The following is a 20,360-nucleotide window of genomic DNA, read 5'->3' as shown; positions in this document are numbered from 1 at the left end:
CTGCACATGACCCTGGCTCTCGACCATATCCAGATCGCGATCCCCGCCGGGGGCGAGGACGCGGCGCGCGCTTTTTGGTGCGCGGGTCTGGGTCTGGTCGAGATCGCCAAGCCCGATGCGCTGAAGGCGCGCGGCGGGCTGTGGCTGGCGCTCAATGGCGCCGAACTGCATCTGGGGGCGGAGCCGGACTTCGCCCCTGCGCGCAAAGCCCATCCGGGCTTTGCCGTCAATGACATAGACACCGTCGCCGAGCGGGTCGAGGCTCTTGGCCAGAACCCGCGATGGGACGACACAATCGAGAACCGCCGCCGGTTCTTTGCCAAAGACCCCTTTGGCAACCGGCTGGATTTCCTGGAAAGGGACTGACACATGGCCAAGGCATTCGCGTCGCAGGGCGACATGAGCGAGAAGAAGATCAGCTTTACCGAGGTGGGCGAAGGGCTTTATGCCTTTACCGCCGAGGGCGACCCCAATTCCGGCGTCATCATCGGTGATGACAGCGTCATGGTGGTCGAGGCGCAGGCCACCCCGCGCCTGGCGCAAAAGGTGATCGACTGTATCCGCGAGGTCACCGACAAGCCGATTTCCCATGTGGTGCTGACCCATTACCACGCCGTTCGCGTGCTGGGCGCCAGCGCCTTCGGCGCCGGTCAGGTGATCATGTCCGACACCGCCCGCTCGATGGTGGTTGAACGCGGGCAAGAGGATTGGGACAGCGAGTTCCAGCGCTTTCCGCGCCTGTTCGAAGGGCATGAGAGCATTCCCGGCCTGACCTGGCCTACTACCACATTCTCGGACAGCATGACCGTCTACCTGGGCAAGCGCCGGGTCGACATCATGCATCTGGGCCGCGCCCATACGGCGGGTGACGCGGTGATCCATGTGCCGGATCAGAACGTGATGTTCACCGGCGATATCGTCGAATATCACTCGGCCTGCTATTGCGGCGACGGCCATTTCAACGACTGGGGCAACACGCTGGACAACATCGCCTGGTTCGATGTGGACGCGATTGCACCGGGCCGTGGCGATGCGCTGGTCGGCAAGGAGATGGTGAACGCCGCCATCGAGAACACCCGCAATTTTGTACAAAGCACCTATCGCCCGGCAGCGCGCGTGGCCGCGCGCGGTGGCTCGCTGAAAGAGGCCTGGGACGCGGTGCGCGCCGAATGCGATCCGAAGTTTGCCGATTACGCGATCTACGAGCATTGCCTGCCGTTCAACGTGGCCCGCGCCTATGACGAGGCGCGCGGCATCGACACGCCGCGCATCTGGACCGCGCAGCGTGACCTGGAAATGTGGGAGGCCCTGCAAGGCTGAACCGAAGGGGACGCTCCTCGACCCCTTGCGGGGTCTCTTCGCAGCGAAGACGCCCGCAAGGGCGGATGAGCCCCCGGCCCGATCGACATTGATCCAGATCGTGTCGCGCCGGGTCAACTGATGAGACCATGAGACAAGACCTCTGGCGGATGCCCGGCAGAGGACGGGAGACATGCGCCCTCGGCCTGCCGGGTGCGCCCAGACCTGGGAGGAGAACCCCATGAACAAAATCTTCGAAGTCCCACTCTACGCCTATGCGCGCAGTCCCGATCAGGACGCCTCCAGCCCGGTGCGCCACAAGGTGATCGTGATCGGCGCCGGTCCCATCGGGCTCGCCGCTGCCATCGACCTTGCCCAACAGGGGATTGAGGTTGTGGTGCTGGATGACAATGACAAGGTCAGCTTTGGCAGCCGCGCGGTCTGCTATGCCAAGCGCCCGCTGGAGATTCTCGACCGGCTCGGCTGTGGCCAGCCGATGGTCGACAAGGGGGTCGAATGGAACCTGGGCAAGGTCTTTTTCGATGACCGGCAGGTCTATGACTTCAACCTGTTGCCCGAGGGCGGCCACCAGCGCCCCGCCTTCATCAACCTCCAGCAATACTATTTCGAGGAATACCTGGTAAACCGGGTCCGCGAATTGCAAGAGGCCGGCGCCCCGATCGAAATCCGGGGCCGCAACAAGGTCGAGGCGATCGGCACCCATCCCGACCACGTCAAGCTGGAGGTCGAGACACCCGAAGGCTCGTACACCGTCGAGGCCGACTGGCTGATCGCCTGCGATGGCGCAGGCTCGCCGGTGCGCTCGATGCTGGGGCTCGATTTCGTGGGCCGCGTGTTCGAGGACAACTTCCTGATCGCCGATGTGATCATGGATGCCGGCTTCCCGACCGAGCGCTGGTTCTGGTTCGACCCGCCCTTCAACCGGGGCCAGTCGGCACTGTTGCACAAGCAGCCTGACAATGTCTGGCGCATCGACCTGCAACTGGGCTGGGATATCGACAAGGAGCGTGAAAAGCGCCCCGAAAACGTGATCCCGCGCCTCAAGGCGATGCTGGGCGAGGATGTGCAATTCGAACTGGAATGGGTCTCGATCTACACGTTCCAGTGCCGCCGGATGGAGAAGTTCCGCCACGGCCGGGTCCTGTTCGCAGGTGACGCTGCGCATCAGGTTTCACCGTTTGGCGCGCGTGGCGCCAACTCCGGCCTGCAAGATACCGACAACCTGATCTGGAAGCTGAAACTGGTGATGGAGGGCACGGCGCCGGAAAGCCTGCTCGACAGCTATGATATGGAGCGGATCCACGGGGCGGATGAGAATATCCTCAATTCGTCGCGCTCGACCGACTTCATCACGCCCAAATCCGAGATGTCGCGCATCCTGCGTGATGCGGTGCTGGACCTGAGCGAACAGTATGAATTCGCCCGCCCGCTGGTGAATTCGGGCCGCCTGTCGGTGCCCTGCACCTATGACGGCTCGCCGCTCAACTCGGCCGATGCGCTGCTAAATGGTCCGGCGCGCACCCGGCCCGGCAGCCCCTGCCCAGACGCGCCGCTGGGTGATGAGTTCCTGCTCCCGAAACTGGGCGATAAGTTCATCCTGCTGACCATCGACGCCGATGCCCCCGACCTGATCGAGGAAGACGGGATCGAGGTCACGCGTTTGGCGCTGTCTGTCAAGGACGACCCGACGCTGGAACTGAAGCGCCGCTATTTGGGCGACAATGATGGCGCGGTCTACCTGATCCGACCGGACCAGCATGTCGCCGCACGCCGCCCCACCTATGACGAAAACCAGTTCCGGCATGCGATCCGCCGGGCCACCGGCAAGGAGTGACACCCATGTCCGATCTGATCCTGACCCCGAACATCAACGGAGCCGATGACTTCTACGCCGAACTGTTGGCGGCGCACGAAGGGCTCGACAAGGCACAGAGCGACGCGCTGAACGCGCGCCTCGTTCTGGTGCTGGCCAACCAAATCGGCGACCGGGCCATCCTGACCCAGGCCATCCAGGCCGCCGCCTTCAAGGAGTGAGCAACATGAAAATCGAGAAAATCCACCACGTCGCCTATCGCTGCAAGGACGCCAAGGAAACCGTCGAGTGGTATGGCAAGATGCTGAACATGGACTTCATCCTGGCGATTGCCGAGGATCATGTCCCTTCGACCCATGAACCCGATCCGTACATGCACTTGTTCCTGGATGCGGGCAACGGCAATGTTCTGGCCTTCTTCGAACTGCCGACCAAGCCCGAGATGGGCCGTGACCCGAACACGCCGATCTGGGTCCAGCATATCGCGTTCAAGGTCAAGGATCGCGAGACGCTGATCGAGTTCAAGGAGCATCTGGAAGCCAATGGTGTCGAGGTTCTGGGCGTCACCGATCACTCAATCTTCCACTCGATCTATTTCTTCGACCCGAACGGACACCGTGTCGAACTGGCCTGCCCGGATCCGGAGGAAGAAGCGCTGCTGAAACGCATGGACGAGGTCAAGTGGGACATGCTCGAAGAGTGGTCGCGCACCAAGAAGGCGCCGCAGCACGCCGCCTGGCTGCATGCCAAGGAACTGAACAAGAGCGTCTGAGGCAAGCCCTCGACCCAGATCGGGCCCGGTGCTGCGCACCGGGTCCTTTTGGCGCGCAAGACGCGCCCGAGCCAATGACGCCGTGACAGCGGTTAACACCGCGACGGCAACCGCCTAGTATCGCCCTGCCCCAGACAGGAAAGACGCCCCATGTCCGAAATCATTCTCTATGACTACTGGCGCTCGTCGGCCAGTTACCGTCTGCGCATCGCGCTCAACCTCGCGGGCATCGCCTATCGGGCGGTTCCGGTCGATCTGGTCAAGGGCGAGCACCGCTCAGAGGTGCATCTGGCGCGCAATCCGCAGGGGTTGGTGCCGGTGCTTGACATCGACGGGCTGCGGCTGACGCAGTCGCTGGCGATGCTCGACTATCTCGATCAGACCCGTGGTCTGGGGCTGGTGCCCGCCGACCCGGCAGGCCGGGCGCAGGTACAGGCGCTGGCGCAGGCGATCGCGGTCGATATCCACCCAGTCTGCAACCTGAAGGTTGCCCGCCATGCCACGCAGCTCAGCGGCGGGGCCGAGGGAATGCCCGGCGACTGGATGCGCCATTTCATCCGCCCCGGGTTGCAGGCCTTTGAGACGATGCTGGCCGAGTTCGAGCAATCGCCCTACTGCTGCGGCGACACACCTGGGCTGGCCGATATCTGCCTGATGCCGCAGATTTACAATGCCCGCCGGTGGGAAGTGGATATCAGCGACATGCCGCGCCTTCTATCGGTGGAAACCGCGTGCAACGGGCATCCGGCCTTTGCCGCCGCACATCCCGACCGGCACGCGCCTGCCGGTTGATCAGAAAGTGGCCACTAGGCCGCTTTCCATTTGATCGAGCAGCCCATCGACGGGATCTGATCGCTGGGTCCGCGCCCGGTTTCGGCCACCTGTTTCATCGCCTCGAACAGGTCTCGGCGTAGGTCAGCCGGCCCAGCGGTATTGCGCGAGGCATCGAGCCGGCCGCGATACTGCAACTCCATCGCGCTGTTGAAACCGAAGAAATCCGGCGTGCAGGCCGCATCATAGGCGCGCGCGATCCTCTGATCCTCGTCATGCAGATAGGGGAACGGAAACGCCTGTTCCGCCGCCATTTTCTTCATGTTCTCGAAATCGTCGGCCGGATACGATTCTGCATCATTCGAACAGATGGCAATAACTCCGACGCCCAGCGCCTGCAAATCGCGCGCGTCGCGCAGGATGCGGTCCAGCACAGCCAGAACATAGGGGCAGTGGTTGCAGATGAACATGACCAGCGTTCCCGCCTCACCCGCCAAGGCGGACAGGCTGTGGTTTTGCCCGTCGGTGCCCAGCAAAGTAAAATCCGGGGCTTTCCAGCCAAAGTCGCATACTGGTGGTGTAGCAGCCATTATCGCCCCTCCCATGGTTCCAATCGCCAGTAAACCCTTGCCGCCCCCAAAACGTCAACGGTCGTGCTTGGCGCTGGACAAGGGTGGCTCCGATCCGCTTACTGGCAGAGACTGTAAGCAAGGAGCGCGGCAAATGGCCAAACATGGCTATGAAGGTGGGCGGCTGAACCTGCCTTTCGTGGGGATCTGTACCTTCGGCAAGTATCCCTATGTCGAGGATTGGGACAATATCGACGCCGATGCCGCGATCCTGGGCGCGCCGTTCGATTTCGGGGCCCAGTGGCGGTCAGGCGCGCGCATGGGGCCACGCGGCATCCGCGAGGCCTCGACCCTGTTTTCATTCGGCCATGCCGGTGCTTATGACTTCGAAGACGACATCACTTATCTGGACCCGGCCAAAGTGCGCATCGTCGATATCGGCGATGCCGATATCGTGCATACCGACACGATGAAGAGTCACGCCAATATCGAGTTCGGCGTGCGCAAGATCCTGCAATCGGGTGCGTTGCCGGTGGTTCTGGGGGGCGATCATTCGGTCAACATCCCCTGCATCAACGCCTTTGACGATCAGGACCCGATCCATGTGGTGCAGATCGACGCGCATCTCGACTTCGTCGATGAACGGCACGGCGTGCGCTATGGCCATGGCAACCCGATGCGGCGCGCAGCGGAAAAACCCTATGTCACTGGGCTGAGCCAGATCGGCATCCGCAACGTCTCGTCCACGGCAAAGGATGGCTACGATGCAGCGCGCGCCATGGGGTCGGATATCCAGTCGGTGCGCCATGTCCGCCGGATGGGGACCGAGGCGATGCTTGCCCGGATCCCCGCAGGCGTGCGCTATTACCTGACGATCGACATCGACGCCTTCGACCCCTCTATCGCGCCGGGAACCGGAACACCCAGCCATGGAGGGTTCCAGTATTACGAGGTACTTGAGCTGATCGACGGGTTGGCCCGGAGGGGCGATATCGTGGGCATCGACCTGGTCGAGGTAGCCCCGGACTATGACCAGACCGGCGGCACCTCGATCCTGGCTGCGCAACTCTTGATGAACACGCTGGGGCGGGTGCTGCACCACCGGAAACGCTGAAAGCGCACAGGTGCGGTTCGTCTGTACGGAATTGCAGGCGCACTTTCGCATCGGCAGATTGCCCAATATGAAACAGGAGACACCGATGAACCAGTCCATCACCGGCTATCATGCCCATGTCTATTTCGACGCCGACAGCGAGGCGACCGCCCGGCAGGTCTGCGAACAGGCGGCGCAGCTGTTTCCGGTGCAGATGGGCCGGGTTCACGCTCGGAATGTCGGCCCGCATCCGCGCTGGAGCTGCCAACTGGCCTTTGGCCCGGACGCGTTCGACCAGGTCGTGCCCTGGCTGATGCTGAACAGGCAGGGGTTGACCATTTTCGCCCATCCCGAGACCGGCGACGAATTGCGCGATCACCGCGACCGGGCCATCTGGATGGGCGAGATGCTGGAGCTTGACCTGTCGTTGTTCGACTAGGCGCTCAGCCCAGTTCCATTGTGGCAATCGCCTGCAACCCCGGACCTGTCTGCGGGACCGTGCCGCGATACATCCGGGCCGTTGCAAAAGGCACGGTAAACCCGGCACCTTCCAGCGCGCGGCGCAGCGCCGTATTGGCCTCGGGCAAATCGACGATCAGCGGGCCATTCGGACGCTCAGCGGCGATATCGGCGATCAACTCCAGTGCTGTGGCAGTGCTCGGCGCGATGACGGGTCCGATCTTGGTTCCGTCGCGATAAGTCCGCCATGTGGCAAAGCCGACGATCTCGCCGTCCTTTTGCAACAGCCGCGTGGACCGCTCGGGCTGGTCTGGTGCCAGCCAGGCGTTCAGGAATGCCGGGCGACCAAAGCCACCGGCCGCGGCGTCCAATTCGATCAACCGTGGCATGTCCGCTGCATCCGCCGCTCGTACTTCAGGAGACCGGGCCGCCGGCCAAAACCCTTCGTGCCGCAGACTGGCCCCGGTGCGCACGAAACCGGACTTGGCATAGTTCGCCTCTTGCGCCGCCACGCCATCGAGACCGACAGATCGAGTACCCGCGTGTTCCAGCGCATGGATCCAGGTCGCCAGCCCAATCCCCTGCCCCCGCCAGTCGGGCCGGCAGAGGTAGAGGCCCAGAAAGGCGTTACCGGCATCGTGGTTAACCACCGAGATTGCCGCGACGGGTTCGCTGCCCACTCGGGCCAGAAAGAACCCCCGGTCATCGGCGGCATGGAAGGCGCGCGCGTCATCCAGCCCAGGGTTCCAGCCTTCGGCCGCCGCCCAGTCCAGAACCATGTCCAGGTCCGCCAGGCTCATCGGGGCGATATCAAGTCCGGGGACCGTCATGTCAGAGCGCCCGCGCCCGGTCGCGCAACACGAATTTCTGCACCTTGCCGGTCGAGGTTTTGGGCAACTCTCCGAACACGACCGTGCGCGGCGCCTTGAAATGCGCCATGTTCGCCCGGCAAAAGGCGATGATCTCGGCCGCATCGGCCTCGGCCCCCGGTTTCAGCTCGACAAAGGCACAAGGCGTCTCGCCCCATTTCTCGTCCGGCTTGGCGACCACGGCGGCCTCCATCACTGCCGGATGCTTGTAAAGTACGCCCTCTACCTCGACAGACGAGATGTTCTCGCCCCCCGAGATGATGATATCCTTGGACCGGTCCTTGAGCGCGATATAGCCATCGGGATGCATCACCCCCAGATCTCCCGAGGCGAACCAGCCGCCGCGAAACGCCTTGTCCGTGGCATCGGGGTTCTTGAGGTACCCTTTCATCACCACGTTGCCCTGCATGAAGATCTCGCCCATGGTCTCGCCATCGGCGGGCACCGGTTCCAGGGTGTCGGGATCCGCGACCATCAGGCCGGACAGCGCCGCGTTCTTGACCCCTTGGCGCACCTTCAATGCCGCCCTTTCGCTGGCAGGCTGCGCATCCCACGCTTCTTTCCAGGCGCAGACGACCGAGGGGCCATAGGTTTCGGTCAGACCATAGACATGGGTTACCTCGACGCCCATCGCCTCCATCTTTTCAATCACGGCGGCGGGCGGCGGTGCGCCTGCGGTCATCACCTTGATCTGGTGGTCGAAATCCTTGAGATGCGCGGGCGCATTGGCGAGCATGTTCAGCACGATGGGCGCGCCGCAGAAATGGGTCACCTTTTCCTCACGGAAAGCGCGATAGATCGGTTCGTCCCGCACGGCGCGCAGGCAGACAGACACACCGGCATTGGCCGCCATGGTCCAGGGGAAACACCAGCCGTTGCAATGAAACATCGGCAGGGTCCACAGATAGACGGAGTGTTTCGGCATCCCCCAGTCGAGGATGTTGGTATTCGCGTTCAGCGCCGCGCCGCGGTGATGATAGACCACGCCCTTGGGGTTGCCGGTGGTGCCGGAGGTATAGTTCAGCGCGATCGCATCCCATTCATCATCCGGCAGCGACCAGGCAAACTCGGGGTCACCCCCGGCCAGAAGTTCCTCATAGGTCAACGCGCCAAGCCGCTCCCCGCCTTCGAAACTGGCATCCTCGATGTCGATGACCAGCAGGTCAGGACGGTCGATCTGTGCCAAGGCCTCGCGCACAACGGCCGAAAATTCGGGATCCACGATCAACGCCTTGGCCTCGGCATGGGTCAGGATGAAGGCGATGATCGGGGCGTCAAGGCGCGTATTGATCGCGTTCAGCACCGCGCCCACCATGGGCACACCGAAATGCGCCTCGTACATCTCGGGGATATTGGCGGCGATGATCGAAACGGTGTCGCCCTTACCGACCCCGCGCGCGGCCAGCGCCCCGGCCAGACGCCGGCAACGCGCATAGGTTTCCGCCCAAGTGTAGCGGCGCGCGCCATACACCACCGAGGGGTTATCCGGATAGATCGCCGCCGTACGCTCGATCATGCTCAATGGTGACAGCGGGGTGAAATTGGCACGAGTCCGATCCAGATGCTGGTCATAGATGCTGTTGCCGGTCATGTCCTGTCCTCCCTGAGTGATGCCTTGCGCGCAGATGTGGCACAAACACGCCCGGCAAGGAAAGATCGTAATAACACGTGCCCGCCGCAACAATAGAACCGGGGCCCCGTAGGGCCCCGGTTTTTTCTTGCCGAAGGTGGATCAGCCCTTGCTTTTCCAGGGTACCAGCACCCGTTCGGCCCAGCGCATCAGGATGTCGATGCCAAAGCCGATCACGCCGATCAGGATGATCCCCATGATCACGATATCGGTCAGCTGGAACTTGGATGCCACCATGATCATCATCCCGGCGCCCTTTTCCGCCGCCACCAGTTCGGCGGCGACCACGGTACCCCAGCAGACCCCCATCGCCACCCGCGCGCCGGTGAATATCTCGGGCAGCGAGTTCGGCACGATCACATGGCGCATGATCTGCGCCTTACTGGCGCCCAGCGAGTAAGCGGCGTGCACCTTGGAGATCCGGACCCCCGAGACACCCGACCGGGCAGCGATGGCCATGATCCAGAGCGCAGCCAGGAACAGCAGGATGATCTTGCCCGTCTCGCCAATCCCCGCCCAGATGATGACCAGCGGGATCAGGGCCAGCGGCGGCACCGGGCGCATGAATTCGACGATGGGGTCGAACCAGCCCCGGAACCAGTCGCTCAACCCCATGGCATAGCCCAGCGGAATGCCCACCAGCGCACCAAAGAAGAAACCGGCGATCACGCGGAACAGGGAGAAGCCCAGATGCTCCCACAAGGTGCTGTCGCGATAGCCCGATTTCGCAATCTCGCCCAGGCGGCTGACCACGGCTTCAGGCGGCGGCAGCCAGATCGGCTCCATCTGCAAGCCCGAGGGGGGCTGGAAACTGATCGCCCCCTTGTCGGTCAGCGAAAACTGGCCCGCGGCGGTCTTGATCGACTTGCCGATCGAAATCGGCGTGCCGTCGATGGCGACGACCTTGGCGCCTTCCTTGCGATTGGTTTCGTCATTCTTATCAAAGATGATGGTGGTCGAGCGCGACGCGGTCATCGAGACTGCATCGTCCTTGGCAAAGCCGGGCCCCGGGTCCACTTCGAAGTCCTCGGTCTTTTCACCAAAGGCATAGACCTTGACATGAACGGTCGCGTCATCGCGAGCGCCATTGGCATCCTCGAGCGTGTAGACAAACGAGGTGTCGCCGACAAAAGGCGCAGGCGCGTGCAGGATGGACGGCACGTATTTCGACCCGGTAAACGCCCCCCAGATCAGGAAGATGGTGAGAACCGACACCACCGAGGCGATCCGGTTCGAGGTGACCGCGCTTTCATCGCCGAATGTCACGGTCTTGAGCGAGGTAAAATCATTGGTGGTCTTGCGCACGAAAAAGCGCACGGCCAGGAACGACCCGACAAAGATCGCCACATAGACCGCAAGGATAATCAGGCCAATCATTGTGCTGCCTCCGTGCGTCCCATGATTTCCTCTTCCATGTCCCAGATCATCGAGAGGATTTCCTCTCGCGTCTCGGAATAGCCTTGCGATTTCTTGACCTCACGTAGGTCCGCATTCACCCCCATGTCGGCATAGGGCAGACGGTATTCCTTGTGGATGCGTCCGGGGCGCGGCGCCATGACCAGCAGGCGTTCACCCAGCAACAGGGCCTCTTCGACCGAATGGGTGATCAGGATGATGGTCTTGCCGGTTTCCTTCCAGAGTTTCAGGACCAGGCCCTGCATCTTTTCGCGGGTCAGTGCATCCAGCGCACCCAGCGGCTCGTCCATCAGGATCACGTCGGGGTCGTTGGCCAGGCAACGGGCCAGCGCAACCCGCTGTTGCATGCCGCCACTAAGCTCATAGATTGCCTTGTCCTTGAAATCGCCCAAACCGGTCACATCGAGCAGGTGGTCGACCTGGCTGCCGTATTGCGCCTCTCGCTGACCTTTCATCCGGGGGCCGAAACTGACATTGTCGCGCACGTTCATCCATTCGAACAGCGCGCCTTGCTGGAACACCATACCACGTTCCGCATCCGGCCCGTGCACCTTGTGGCCATTCATGGCGATATGGCCCTCGGTCGGTGCCAGGAACCCTGCCACGATGTTGAGAAGAGTGGTCTTGCCGCAGCCCGAAGGGCCCAGGACACTCATCAACTCGCCCGCGTTCAGGTGCAGCGAGACGTTTTTCAGCGCCTGCACCGAGCTGCCATTTGGCAGGTCAAAGCGCATGGATATGTTTTCGATAGACAGTCCCGACATGGTCCGCCTTTCCTGTTGGAGATATCTACAGGGGTATCCTGTCGCCGCTATCGGGCGACATGCCGATGACAGGCGGCGGAACACTCCGCCGCCTGTCGTCCGGTCGGCTTACATGCTGCCTGCCGCGGCCAGCGGCCCGGTGTTCACGGCGTTCTCATAGGTATCCAGCGCGCTGTCGATGCTACCTGCCTCGACGAAGACATCCGCCACACCCTTCATGAAGGTCTGTGCGTTGCCGCCCAGCCAGGCGCCGCTCAGCTGCTGCTCGATGGTCGGGAACTTGAAGGTCGCTATGGTCGAGGCGGTGGCCTCTTCATCCATACCCGCATCCTTGGCGATCAGCGGCAGCATCTCGGCATGGTTGGCCTCGTCCGCCCACATAGCGTTGGCATCCGCCGTCACCTTGAGAAACTTGGCAACCAGTTCGCTGTTTTCCGCGACCCAACCCGCCGGGCCCGAGGTCACGTCGAACACCAGGATACCCAGCTCGGTCTTTTCGTCACCGGTCAGCAGCACGTTGCCATGCTCCAAGGCACGGCGCAGCGAGCCGCCCCAGCCGCAGAACATATCGACCGCGCCCTGGGCGATGGCCGCCGCACCATCGGGCGGATCCATGTCGACAACATCCATGCTTGCCACATCGACGCCGAAATGGTTCATCTGCTTGAGAAAGCCGTAATGCGCTGCGGTTCCCAGCGGCACGGCGACTTTCTTGCCAGCCAGTTCGCCGGCATTGTCCTTGTCGATCTCCAGTTCCGAACGCACGACGCAGTTGTCGTTATCGGCATAGGACACGGCCACGTCGAGGATTTGCAGATCCTGTCCGGCGCTGGTCGCGACCACAAAGGGCGGAACGCCCTGGCTGACCGACAGGTGCACATCGCCCGACGCCATGGCCGCCGACATCTTCACACCGCTTTCGAAGCTGACCCAGTTGACCTTGACGCCCAGTGCCTCGTCATAGGTTCCCTTCTGCTTGGCATATTCAAACGGCATCGGCCATTCGAGGAAATACGCCACGGTGATCTCGCCGTCAGCTGCGGTGGCCAACGTCGGAAACGCTGCGGCCATCATCGCCAGCCCGGCGGCGGCACCCAGAAACTTTGTCTTTCCTGTCATTCTATCTTCTCCCTGTTGCCGCGTGTTGCGGCGATCAAAGGTTCAGGACGGTTTGCCGTCTCTTATCGGCCGAAGGAATTCTCCGGCGTGCAATGATCCGAATGGAAAACCCGCATCCGATCAACGAATTTTTCAGAAGGTATGCCTGAGTCACGGCTTTTGAATATCCGGATTTTGACTTTCGAAATTGAGAAACCTCTAGTGTTTTCTTAACGTTGCCCAAAGTCATGCGACGATTTACGTTGGGAAAGCGTCACTTTCTGGATATATGAGACGTAAAATTCTGGCCCTATCGGTCGCCTATGAATTGACGTCTCTGGACTCCGAAGCCCACCTCGGGTTCTTCTGTCGTATCCCACTGCGGAACCGCACATCAAAAAAGAGGGCACGTCATGGACGGCACGTTCAACGAAAACGATCTGAGTCGCGTGGTCGAAGCCGACCGCGCCCATATCTGGCATCACCTGATTCAACACAAACCCTTTGAAACCAACGACCCCCGCATCATCGTCGAAGGCAAGGGCATGCGGGTCTGGGATCAGAAGGGCAAGGAGCATCTCGACGCCGTTTCGGGCGGGGTCTGGACCGTCAACGTGGGCTATGGGCGTGAGTCCATCTGCAAGGCGGTTTATGACCAGTTGATGAAACTGTGCTACTTCGCCAATTCTGCCGGGTCGATCCCCGGCGCGCTGTATGCCGAGAAGCTGATTTCGAAGATGCCGGGCATGAGCCGGGTCTATTACACCAACTCGGGCTCGGAGGCGAACGAGAAGGCATTCAAGATGGTGCGCCAGATCGCGCACAAGAAGTACGGCAGCAAGAAGACCAAAATCCTCTATCGTGACCGCGACTATCACGGCTCGACGCTAGCGGCGATGTCGGCGGGTGGTCAGGACGAGCGCAACGCGCAATACGGCCCCTTTGCACCAGATTTCGTCAAGGTTCCCCACTGCATGGAATATCGCAAGGAAGAGCTAGGGCTAGGTCATCTGTCGGGCGCAGAGTTCGGTCGCGCCGCCGCCGACCTGATCGAAGAGGTGATCCTGCGTGAGGGTCCCGAGACCGTCGGCGCACTCTGTCTTGAGCCGGTGACCGCCGGTGGCGGCGTCATCACCCCGCCCGAGGGGTATTGGGAGCGGGTTCAGGAGATCTGCAAGAAGTACGACGTGCTGCTGCATATCGACGAGGTCGTCTGTGGCATCGGCCGCACCGGCACCTGGTTTGGCTATCAGCAATACGGCATCAAACCCGACTTCGTGACCATGGCCAAGGGCGTCGCCTCGGGCTATGCCGCAATCGCCTGCATGGTGACCACCGAAGAGGTCTTTGAGATGTTCAAGGACAACAGCGAGGATCCGCTGAACTATTTCCGCGATATCTCGACCTTTGGCGGCTGCACCGCCGGCCCCGCCGCGGCGCTGGAAAACATGCGCATCATCGAGGACGAGGACCTGCTGGGTAACTGCACCGCCATGGGCGAGCGGATGCTGGGCAACCTGCATGCGCTGATGGAAAAGCACGCCGTGATCGGCGATGTGCGCGGCAAGGGCCTGTTCCTGGGTGCCGAGCTGGTGGCCAATCGCGAGACCAAGGAGCCCGTGACCGAGAAACAGGCGCAGGCCGTGGTTGCAGACTGCATGGCGCAGGGCGTGATCATCGGGGTGACCAACCGCTCGATCCCGGGGCGCAACAACACGCTGTGTTTCTCACCGGCGCTGATTGCCACCGCCGAGGATATCGACGCCATCACCAATGCCGTCGATGCCGCGCTGACTCGCGTATTTGGCTAAGAAAAGACTCACCCGTTGTGCTCTTCGCGTGACTTAGTGGGTTTTTCAGGAAACCGGCGCGGCCTTCGCGCCGGTTTTTCTCTGCCAGTCCTGGGTTCATTCGCAAGCTTGCTTGTCTCTTGCCCTTGTCATGTCGGCCACCCCAGCATGGGCCTGGATATCTGTGTTTTGGAAGGAACACTGCAGCTCGGTGGTCCGCGCCATTTTACATCCAAGAATTAGCCGTCGCGATCAAAGCCATCGGTCCTGCCTATCGGTCCCATTTTCTTTGCCGACCAGCAGCGCGAGAGCATCATTCGCGCATTTGATGCAACTGAACGGTACCAATGGGACATCGAATATTCTCCAAGGCGCTTGTAGTATCGATTATTGATCACGAAATGACCCAACAGCAGTCGTACGATATTCAAACCCAGGCTGTTTGACGACATCTTAAAGCCTGGCGTTGTCTCGATCGAAGGCAGGCTGATCAGCATTGTACGGAAGACGTTCAAAAGTGCCGGACATCGCGAGTCTGGAAACCTTGAGTTGTACTATGCACTGTTAGACTGAGCGTTCCGCTGACTGATGCTGGGACAAATCGGGCCCGACGGAAAACAGCGAGAAAATCTGTTGCAAACGTTCCAAGTCTTGTTGGCGGAATTCCTCTGATTTTTGGCGTTTGCGTTCACAAAGGTTGCTTGCGGTCAGATTTTCGGAAAAGAGTTTTCGGAAACTAGAAAAACACGTGCAGGCGTCCATGTTCACCTATCTGGCTGACCTCTACTTCGAGCGGGACTACAGCTATGCGGGTTGGGCGCAGGTGACCGACCTGGATCGTGACGGCCACCCCGAAATCATTGTTACTCGGTTTTCCGTTCCCGGCGGTGAATGGCTGGACATGCCAATCTTCACGGTGCGGGCCGACGGCTCTATCGACGACATCTCGACCCGTGTTGGTAACGGGACTTCATTGCAGGTCGACTTTGGGCGCGGACTAATTGTACAGGACCTGAACGGAGATGGCTGGGACGACATTTTCGTCGCCGATCACGGCTTGGACACCCATCCCTTTCCTGGCCAGGTCAACACGGTTTTCATTTCAGACGGGGTCGGCGGGTGGATCGACCGCTCGATCGAGTATTCAAGAGAACAGGATTTTACGCACTCAGTGGCCGCTGGCGATCTAAACGGCGACGGATTAACTGATGTATTTGTAGGAAACCTCGGGGTAAGCGGGGCCTATATCGTCACCGTCCAACCCGATGGATCTCCCGTTATAGGCGCACTCCCCCTGCCCAACATAAGAAATTACACCGCGTCAGAGATAGCCGATCTGGACGGTGACGGAACAGACGAGTTGATCCTTGGTGCGGACCAAGGGTTTCAGGCCGGACTGACAAACAAGATCGCCCGATACAACGGTTCGGGATTTGTTATGACCGCGCTACCGAACCAGACCGTTCTGGACCAGTCGATCACACTCGATATCGAGGTTCTGGATCTGAATGGCGATGACCGGCCAGATATTGTTACCCTGGTCACAGATGCCGATCCTTTCTACACCCGTATCGGAATTCAGGTTCTGATCCAGCAACCAGATGGAAGTTTCAGCGACAGGACAACCGATTGGTTCGATCCAGCCGATTTCACCGGTGAAATTGATCCCTATGGCTGGGCATCGCGCCTGTTTTTTTCCGATTTGGATCTCGATGGTGATCAGGACTTTTTGGTCCAGATGCAGTTTCCAAACAAGCATCGCATCTTTTATCAGCAAGACGGGCGGTTTTCGCCCGGCCCTGACGACCAGACCATTGGCGGCGGCAACGAGGCCCTTGCTCTGGTTGATTTCGACCGCGACGGGGTTGACGAGATCATGGCCTTTTCGGGCCAAGGCGTCTGGGTTCACGACAATGGTCTCAGTCTTGTTCCGGTCGATCAGATCGGTGGCCCAGAGAACGATACGCTGACCGGCAACGCCGGCGCAGACAGCCTTGACGGGCTTGCCGGCGACGACCTCTTGCAGGGACAGACCGGCAATGACCGGCTTCTGGGGGACACCGGGAACGACAGCCTCGATGGTGGTCCTGGCTCAGATACGCTCAATGGCGGGGACGGTCACGACCTGCTCATCGGCGGTCCAACCACGGGCGACTTGCGCGACATCATCTTTGCTGGTGAAGGCAATGACAGTATCGATGCCGGGGCCGGCAATGACCTAGTCTTTGGCCAGGGCGGAAACGACACCATCGCGGGCGGCTTTGGCGTGGACGAGATCCAGGGGCAGGACGGTGACGACGTGATCACCGGTTCGGCCTTCTCTGATCTCGTATTCGGCGGTGCAGGCAACGACTTCGTCAACGGCGGCTTTGGCCATGATCGCATCAATGGCGGCACCGGGGCCGACAAGTTCTTTCACGTGGGTGTCGAGGGGCATGGTTCAGATTGGGTGCAGGATTATACCGCCGCCGAAGGCGATGTGCTTCTGTTCGGGATCGCCTCTGCCACTCTTGACCAGTTCCAGATCAATTTTGCCCATACAGAAAACGCCGAAGGCGAACGGGCCGGTGACGATACCGTTCAGGAGGCTTTTGTCGTCTACCGCCCGACCGGACAGATCATGTGGGCGCTCGTCGACGGTCAGGGGCAAAGCGCGATCAACGTTCAGATCGGCGATCACGTGTTTGACCTCTTGTCGTGAACTGAGTTGATGGTACCCCGTGACGATTTACTTTATTGCAGTGACCCAAGCCCTAGGGTCGAAATTCGGGCCGTAACCAAGAAAAGCAAAGACGCAGGTATCCAGTGCTGACTGAAACGGAAATTCTGCAAGGGTTACAGTTCCCCTTCTCGCTGTTGTCCGGGCCGATCAATACCTCGGCACAGGCACCGTATACGCTCACCTATCAATTCGAAGCGATGGTTCAACCCGCGGACCTGTCCCGGACCTTTACCGGGTGGCAGCAACTGAGCACAGCGGAAAAGGCACAGATCCGGCTGGCTATGGATCACCTGGAGACTATTCTCAATGTGCGCTTCACCGAGGTTACGGGCGATTCGGATCCCGATATCAATATCGGAAAAGTTGACATCGCCGGTACGACCATTGGTTACGGAGGCTACAGCTATTCCGCATGGTCAGATGGAACATTGGCCAGTTATGATGGATTCGCCGTCTACGACAACACGTTGGACCTAACATCGCGCTGGCAATGGCTGATCCTGCATGAACTAGGGCATGCGCTTGGGCTAAAGCATCCCTTCGACGAGAGCAGTTCCGGCGATATTGTGAACGCCCCCTTGCCTGAAGAGTACGACAACCGGAAATACACGGTTATGTCCTATACAGACAACCCGGACACCTCGACCGACCCTCAAAGCCTAGCCCTGTTCGATGTCTTGGCCTTACAGAATCGATGGGGGGCGAACCCAAACTACAACACAGGTGACGACCGTTACACTGGTCCACGCGTGGTTGGTGTCGACGTAATCTGGGACGCAGGGGGCCAGGACTGGCTCGATGCTTCAACTTACGCCGGTCCGGTGGCACTCAGCCTGGTGCCGGGCAGCTTCTCTCGTTTCGGTTCGTACGAAGATGTGGCCATTGCGTTCGGCGCCGTGATCGAGAATGCCGCCGGTGGAACGGGCAACGATGTCGTGACCGGGTCGGACGGCGACAACCAATTAAACGGCGGAGATGGAAACGACCGTCTCTTCGGAGGCGGTGGTAACGACACGTTGGACGGCGGGGCCGGGACAGATGTGGCGGTTTTCTCTTATTCCAGTACCGACGTCAGAATTCAGCGCAGCGGAGATGGCTACCTTCTGAGTACCGGAGTTGAACAGGACTTGGTCCAGAGGATCGAACAGTTTGAATTCTCAGATCGGTCTCTCACCGAAGAACAGATCGACGCAGTAGCAGACAGCAGTAGTGGTCCGATCGGTACAGGAAACGATGATGTCCTGATTGGCACCACAGGAAATGACATCATTCGGGGTCTTGCAGGTAACGACCGTATTGTTGGCGATACAGGAAATGACAGCCTTGACGGCGGACTTGGGACCGACACCCTGAACGGTGGCCCCGGTGACGACATCATCGTCGGTGGTCCTACCGTCGATGACCTGCGCGACGTGGTCTACGCCGGCGAAGGCAATGACAGTGTGGATGCCGGTGCCGGCAACGATCTGGTTTTCGGCCAAGGCGGCAATGACACCATTTCCGGTGGCGCCGGAGTGGACGAATTACAGGGTCAGGACGGCAACGATGTAATCACAGGGTCGAGCTTCTCAGATCTCGTTTATGGCGGAGCCGGCGACGACTTCGTCAACGGCGGGTTTGGACATGACCGGATAAACGGCGGGACCGGGGCGGACAAGTTCTTCCACGTGGGCGTCGAGGGTCATGGTTCAGATTGGGTGCAGGATTATACGGTCGCCGAAGGCGATGTGCTGCTGTTCGGCAATAGTTCAGCAACCCGCGCCGACTTCCAAGTCAACTTCGCTCATACCGAAAACGCGGAAGGTGATCGCACAGGTAACGACACGGTACGGGAAGCTTTTGTGGTCTATCGCCCGACAGGTCAGATCATGTGGGCGCTAGTAGATGGCGAAGGCCAATCCAGAATTGATCTTCAAATCGGGACTGAAGTGTTCGACCTGTTGGCTTGACTAGGATCAGGACCCATTGATTTTCGACTAGCGGCATAGTTCGCGGCTCGAAAAACGCGCGGAGAACATGTCCGACCTTTTCTGGTTGAGCGACGCGCAGACGGTGCGCCTTGAGCCCTTCTTCCCCAAGCCCCATGGCAAACCTCGTGTGGATGATCTCCGTGTACGGAGCTACAAATCTGGTTTTTGATCAGCCCCACCTGAGTGGTCCAGTTTGATTGTTAGTGCATGTCTTACGTTAGCACCCAAGGGACAGTTTTGTCACATCGCGGCCACCAGTATCGCCGAGCAAGATCCTGAGCATGTCAAAATCATCAAGGATCTTCTGGGGCATGGCACATTGGAGATGTCTCAGAAGCACTACAATCGAGCGACCGGGTTGTCAGCATGTTTTGACTACCAGGCTCTGCTGCGATCAAAGCTGAACGCGCTGCAAAACCAGTGATCGGCAACCAAGATAAACCGGAAAAGGCGTGAGCCTTCTCCACGCCGACAACGCATTTTCACTGCACTCGGGCGCAATTTGAAATGGAAGACAAGGCGCTTTTCGTGCCTGTAATGGGGCGGGCCAAAGCTGACGAAAGGCCCGCCGTATGCGCGCAGCGATCTATTCACGCTGTTCCACCGCCCTCCAAAGGAATACTTCGATCGAGGACCAGCACCGTTTGTGCCTCCGGCTCATTCGTGGCAACGGCTGGACCGAGGCCGACACTTACGCGGATCGTGGTCTCAGCGGGTCCTCCCATCTTCGTCCCGCCTATCAAAGGCTGCTGGGGGATGCAGGCGGCAACCGTTTCGACTTTGTTGCGGCAGAAGGTCTCGACCGGATCAGCCGCGACCAGGAACATATCGCTTCCTTCTTCAAGCAGATACGGTTCCAGGACATCCCGATTATCACCATAGCCGACGGCGAGATTTCGGAACTGCACATCGGCCTCAAGGGTACGATGAGCAGCCTGTTCCTCAAGAACCTGGCCCAGAAGACCCATCGCGGCCTCGAAGGACGTGTGCGCAAGGGTAAGTAGGTGGGCGGCGTGACCTTTGGCTATGACGTGGTGCGCGAGTTCCTTCCAGGTGGAGAGATGACCACGGGAGAACGGGTCATCAACCAGGGCGAGGCAGCAATTGTCCAGCGCATCTTCCAGGAATTCTCTGAAGGACACCGCCGCCCTTGCGATTGCGGGACGCCTGAATGATGGCGGCATTGTTGGGCCACGCAGCGCGGGCTGGGGCGCCTCGACCATCTATGGTGTTGATTGCCACTGAGATTTGACCCGGCAACCGCCAAAATTGTCACCGAGATCTGACCCACGCTGTTGTTATGT

Annotated in this window: 19 protein-coding genes and 1 pseudogene; 14 read left to right on the top strand and 6 right to left on the bottom strand. The window is 60.2% G+C overall.

Annotated features, from left to right (window positions below; all coding sequences use genetic code 11):
* Positions 1–6 precede the first annotated feature (6 nt).
* From OEZ49_RS01975 to maiA, 6 genes are all read left to right on the top strand, one after another.
* Positions 7–366 carry a VOC family protein gene (locus OEZ49_RS01975; RefSeq protein WP_263386757.1) on the top strand — a complete coding sequence of 120 codons (360 nt, stop codon included), beginning with the start codon at positions 7–9 and terminating at the stop codon, positions 364–366.
* Between the two features lie 3 nt (positions 367–369).
* On the top strand, positions 370–1,320 hold the full coding sequence (locus tag OEZ49_RS01970; protein WP_263386756.1) for an MBL fold metallo-hydrolase: 951 nt from the start codon (positions 370–372) through the stop codon (positions 1,318–1,320).
* 220 nt (positions 1,321–1,540) lie between these two features.
* A complete protein-coding gene (locus OEZ49_RS01965) occupies positions 1,541–3,154 on the top strand; it encodes an FAD-dependent oxidoreductase (RefSeq protein WP_263386755.1) in 1,614 nt (537 codons plus the stop codon).
* Between the two features lie 5 nt (positions 3,155–3,159).
* A complete protein-coding gene (locus OEZ49_RS01960) occupies positions 3,160–3,354 on the top strand; it encodes a DUF2783 domain-containing protein (RefSeq protein ID WP_263386754.1) in 195 nt (64 codons plus the stop codon).
* A gap of 5 nt (positions 3,355–3,359) precedes the next feature.
* Entirely contained in the window at positions 3,360–3,905 is a 546-nt protein-coding gene (locus OEZ49_RS01955) for a VOC family protein (RefSeq protein ID WP_164130233.1), read from the top strand.
* Positions 3,906–4,055: 150 nt separating this feature from the next.
* Complete coding sequence (gene maiA, locus OEZ49_RS01950; RefSeq protein WP_263386753.1) at positions 4,056–4,697, top strand: maleylacetoacetate isomerase; 642 nt, start codon at positions 4,056–4,058, stop codon at positions 4,695–4,697.
* A gap of 14 nt (positions 4,698–4,711) precedes the next feature.
* Here the strand turns inward: maiA and OEZ49_RS01945 are convergent, their stop codons facing one another.
* Positions 4,712–5,266, bottom strand: a complete 555-nt coding sequence (locus tag OEZ49_RS01945; RefSeq protein WP_263386752.1) for a thioredoxin family protein — start codon at positions 5,264–5,266, stop codon at positions 4,712–4,714.
* Positions 5,267–5,399: 133 nt separating this feature from the next.
* Here OEZ49_RS01945 and speB point away from each other — a divergent pair, with 133 nt between their 5' ends.
* Both speB and OEZ49_RS01935 read left to right on the top strand, forming a co-directional pair.
* Positions 5,400–6,359: an agmatinase gene (gene speB / locus OEZ49_RS01940; protein WP_164130239.1), complete on the top strand. Its 960-nt coding sequence runs from the start codon at positions 5,400–5,402 to the stop codon at positions 6,357–6,359.
* Between the two features lie 85 nt (positions 6,360–6,444).
* Positions 6,445–6,777: a DOPA 4,5-dioxygenase family protein gene (locus OEZ49_RS01935; RefSeq protein WP_164130241.1), complete on the top strand. Its 333-nt coding sequence runs from the start codon at positions 6,445–6,447 to the stop codon at positions 6,775–6,777.
* Between the two features lie 4 nt (positions 6,778–6,781).
* Here OEZ49_RS01935 and OEZ49_RS01930 read toward each other — a convergent pair whose 3' ends face one another.
* The 5 genes from OEZ49_RS01930 to OEZ49_RS01910 form a co-directional block, all read right to left on the bottom strand.
* The gene (locus OEZ49_RS01930) at positions 6,782–7,627 is read right to left on the bottom strand and encodes a GNAT family N-acetyltransferase (RefSeq protein WP_263386751.1); all 846 of its coding nucleotides are present in this window, start codon (positions 7,625–7,627) and stop codon (positions 6,782–6,784) included.
* A 1-nt stretch (position 7,628) separates the two neighbouring features.
* Positions 7,629–9,257, bottom strand: a complete 1,629-nt coding sequence (locus OEZ49_RS01925) for an acyl-CoA synthetase (protein WP_263386750.1) — start codon at positions 9,255–9,257, stop codon at positions 7,629–7,631.
* A 141-nt stretch (positions 9,258–9,398) separates the two neighbouring features.
* A complete protein-coding gene (locus tag OEZ49_RS01920; protein ID WP_263387066.1) occupies positions 9,399–10,664 on the bottom strand; it encodes an ABC transporter permease in 1,266 nt (421 codons plus the stop codon).
* Between the two features lie 5 nt (positions 10,665–10,669).
* A complete protein-coding gene (locus OEZ49_RS01915) occupies positions 10,670–11,476 on the bottom strand; it encodes an ABC transporter ATP-binding protein (protein WP_263386749.1) in 807 nt (268 codons plus the stop codon).
* A gap of 108 nt (positions 11,477–11,584) precedes the next feature.
* The gene (locus tag OEZ49_RS01910; RefSeq protein WP_164130248.1) at positions 11,585–12,595 is read right to left on the bottom strand and encodes a taurine ABC transporter substrate-binding protein; all 1,011 of its coding nucleotides are present in this window, start codon (positions 12,593–12,595) and stop codon (positions 11,585–11,587) included.
* Positions 12,596–12,987: 392 nt separating this feature from the next.
* Here OEZ49_RS01910 and OEZ49_RS01905 point away from each other — a divergent pair, with 392 nt between their 5' ends.
* From OEZ49_RS01905 to OEZ49_RS01880, 6 genes and pseudogenes are all read left to right on the top strand, one after another.
* Positions 12,988–14,385: an aminotransferase family protein gene (locus OEZ49_RS01905; RefSeq protein WP_263386748.1), complete on the top strand. Its 1,398-nt coding sequence runs from the start codon at positions 12,988–12,990 to the stop codon at positions 14,383–14,385.
* 739 nt (positions 14,386–15,124) lie between these two features.
* Entirely contained in the window at positions 15,125–17,065 is a 1,941-nt protein-coding gene (locus OEZ49_RS01900) for an FG-GAP-like repeat-containing protein (protein WP_263386747.1), read from the top strand.
* Positions 17,066–17,169: 104 nt separating this feature from the next.
* Positions 17,170–19,035: a M10 family metallopeptidase gene (locus OEZ49_RS01895; protein ID WP_263386746.1), complete on the top strand. Its 1,866-nt coding sequence runs from the start codon at positions 17,170–17,172 to the stop codon at positions 19,033–19,035.
* Positions 19,036–19,102: 67 nt separating this feature from the next.
* A pseudogene (locus OEZ49_RS01890) lies at positions 19,103–19,207 on the top strand (IS5/IS1182 family transposase); the annotation flags it as partial.
* A gap of 421 nt (positions 19,208–19,628) precedes the next feature.
* Entirely contained in the window at positions 19,629–20,060 is a 432-nt protein-coding gene (locus OEZ49_RS01885; protein WP_263386745.1) for a recombinase family protein, read from the top strand.
* 9 nt (positions 20,061–20,069) lie between these two features.
* The gene (locus OEZ49_RS01880) at positions 20,070–20,231 is read left to right on the top strand and encodes a hypothetical protein (RefSeq protein WP_263386744.1); all 162 of its coding nucleotides are present in this window, start codon (positions 20,070–20,072) and stop codon (positions 20,229–20,231) included.
* Positions 20,232–20,360: the final 129 nt, after the last annotated feature.

Origin of the sequence: Ruegeria marisflavi (assembly GCF_025673445.1) — a bacterium.
GTDB classification, from domain to species: Bacteria; Pseudomonadota; Alphaproteobacteria; order Rhodobacterales; family Rhodobacteraceae; genus Ruegeria_B; species Ruegeria_B marisflavi.
The sequence above is the reverse complement of the archived record's forward strand: the minus strand, read 5'-3'. Positions and strand labels throughout refer to the sequence as shown.

Coding starts and splice junctions, on each gene's coding strand:
- OEZ49_RS01905 (WP_263386748.1), top strand. CDS start 12,988: ATGGACGGCACGTTCAACGAAAACGATCTGAGTCGCGTGGTCGAAGCC.
- OEZ49_RS01910 (WP_164130248.1), bottom strand. CDS start 12,595: ATGACAGGAAAGACAAAGTTTCTGGGTGCCGCCGCCGGGCTGGCGATG.
- OEZ49_RS01925 (WP_263386750.1), bottom strand. CDS start 9,257: ATGACCGGCAACAGCATCTATGACCAGCATCTGGATCGGACTCGTGCC.
- OEZ49_RS01930 (WP_263386751.1), bottom strand. CDS start 7,627: ATGACGGTCCCCGGACTTGATATCGCCCCGATGAGCCTGGCGGACCTG.
- maiA (WP_263386753.1), top strand. CDS start 4,056: ATGTCCGAAATCATTCTCTATGACTACTGGCGCTCGTCGGCCAGTTAC.
- OEZ49_RS01970 (WP_263386756.1), top strand. CDS start 370: ATGGCCAAGGCATTCGCGTCGCAGGGCGACATGAGCGAGAAGAAGATC.
- OEZ49_RS01960 (WP_263386754.1), top strand. CDS start 3,160: ATGTCCGATCTGATCCTGACCCCGAACATCAACGGAGCCGATGACTTC.
- OEZ49_RS01885 (WP_263386745.1), top strand. CDS start 19,629: ATGCGCGCAGCGATCTATTCACGCTGTTCCACCGCCCTCCAAAGGAAT.
- OEZ49_RS01935 (WP_164130241.1), top strand. CDS start 6,445: ATGAACCAGTCCATCACCGGCTATCATGCCCATGTCTATTTCGACGCC.
- OEZ49_RS01975 (WP_263386757.1), top strand. CDS start 7: ATGACCCTGGCTCTCGACCATATCCAGATCGCGATCCCCGCCGGGGGC.
- OEZ49_RS01900 (WP_263386747.1), top strand. CDS start 15,125: ATGTTCACCTATCTGGCTGACCTCTACTTCGAGCGGGACTACAGCTAT.
- OEZ49_RS01965 (WP_263386755.1), top strand. CDS start 1,541: ATGAACAAAATCTTCGAAGTCCCACTCTACGCCTATGCGCGCAGTCCC.
- speB (WP_164130239.1), top strand. CDS start 5,400: ATGGCCAAACATGGCTATGAAGGTGGGCGGCTGAACCTGCCTTTCGTG.
- OEZ49_RS01945 (WP_263386752.1), bottom strand. CDS start 5,266: ATGGCTGCTACACCACCAGTATGCGACTTTGGCTGGAAAGCCCCGGAT.
- OEZ49_RS01915 (WP_263386749.1), bottom strand. CDS start 11,476: ATGTCGGGACTGTCTATCGAAAACATATCCATGCGCTTTGACCTGCCA.
- OEZ49_RS01955 (WP_164130233.1), top strand. CDS start 3,360: ATGAAAATCGAGAAAATCCACCACGTCGCCTATCGCTGCAAGGACGCC.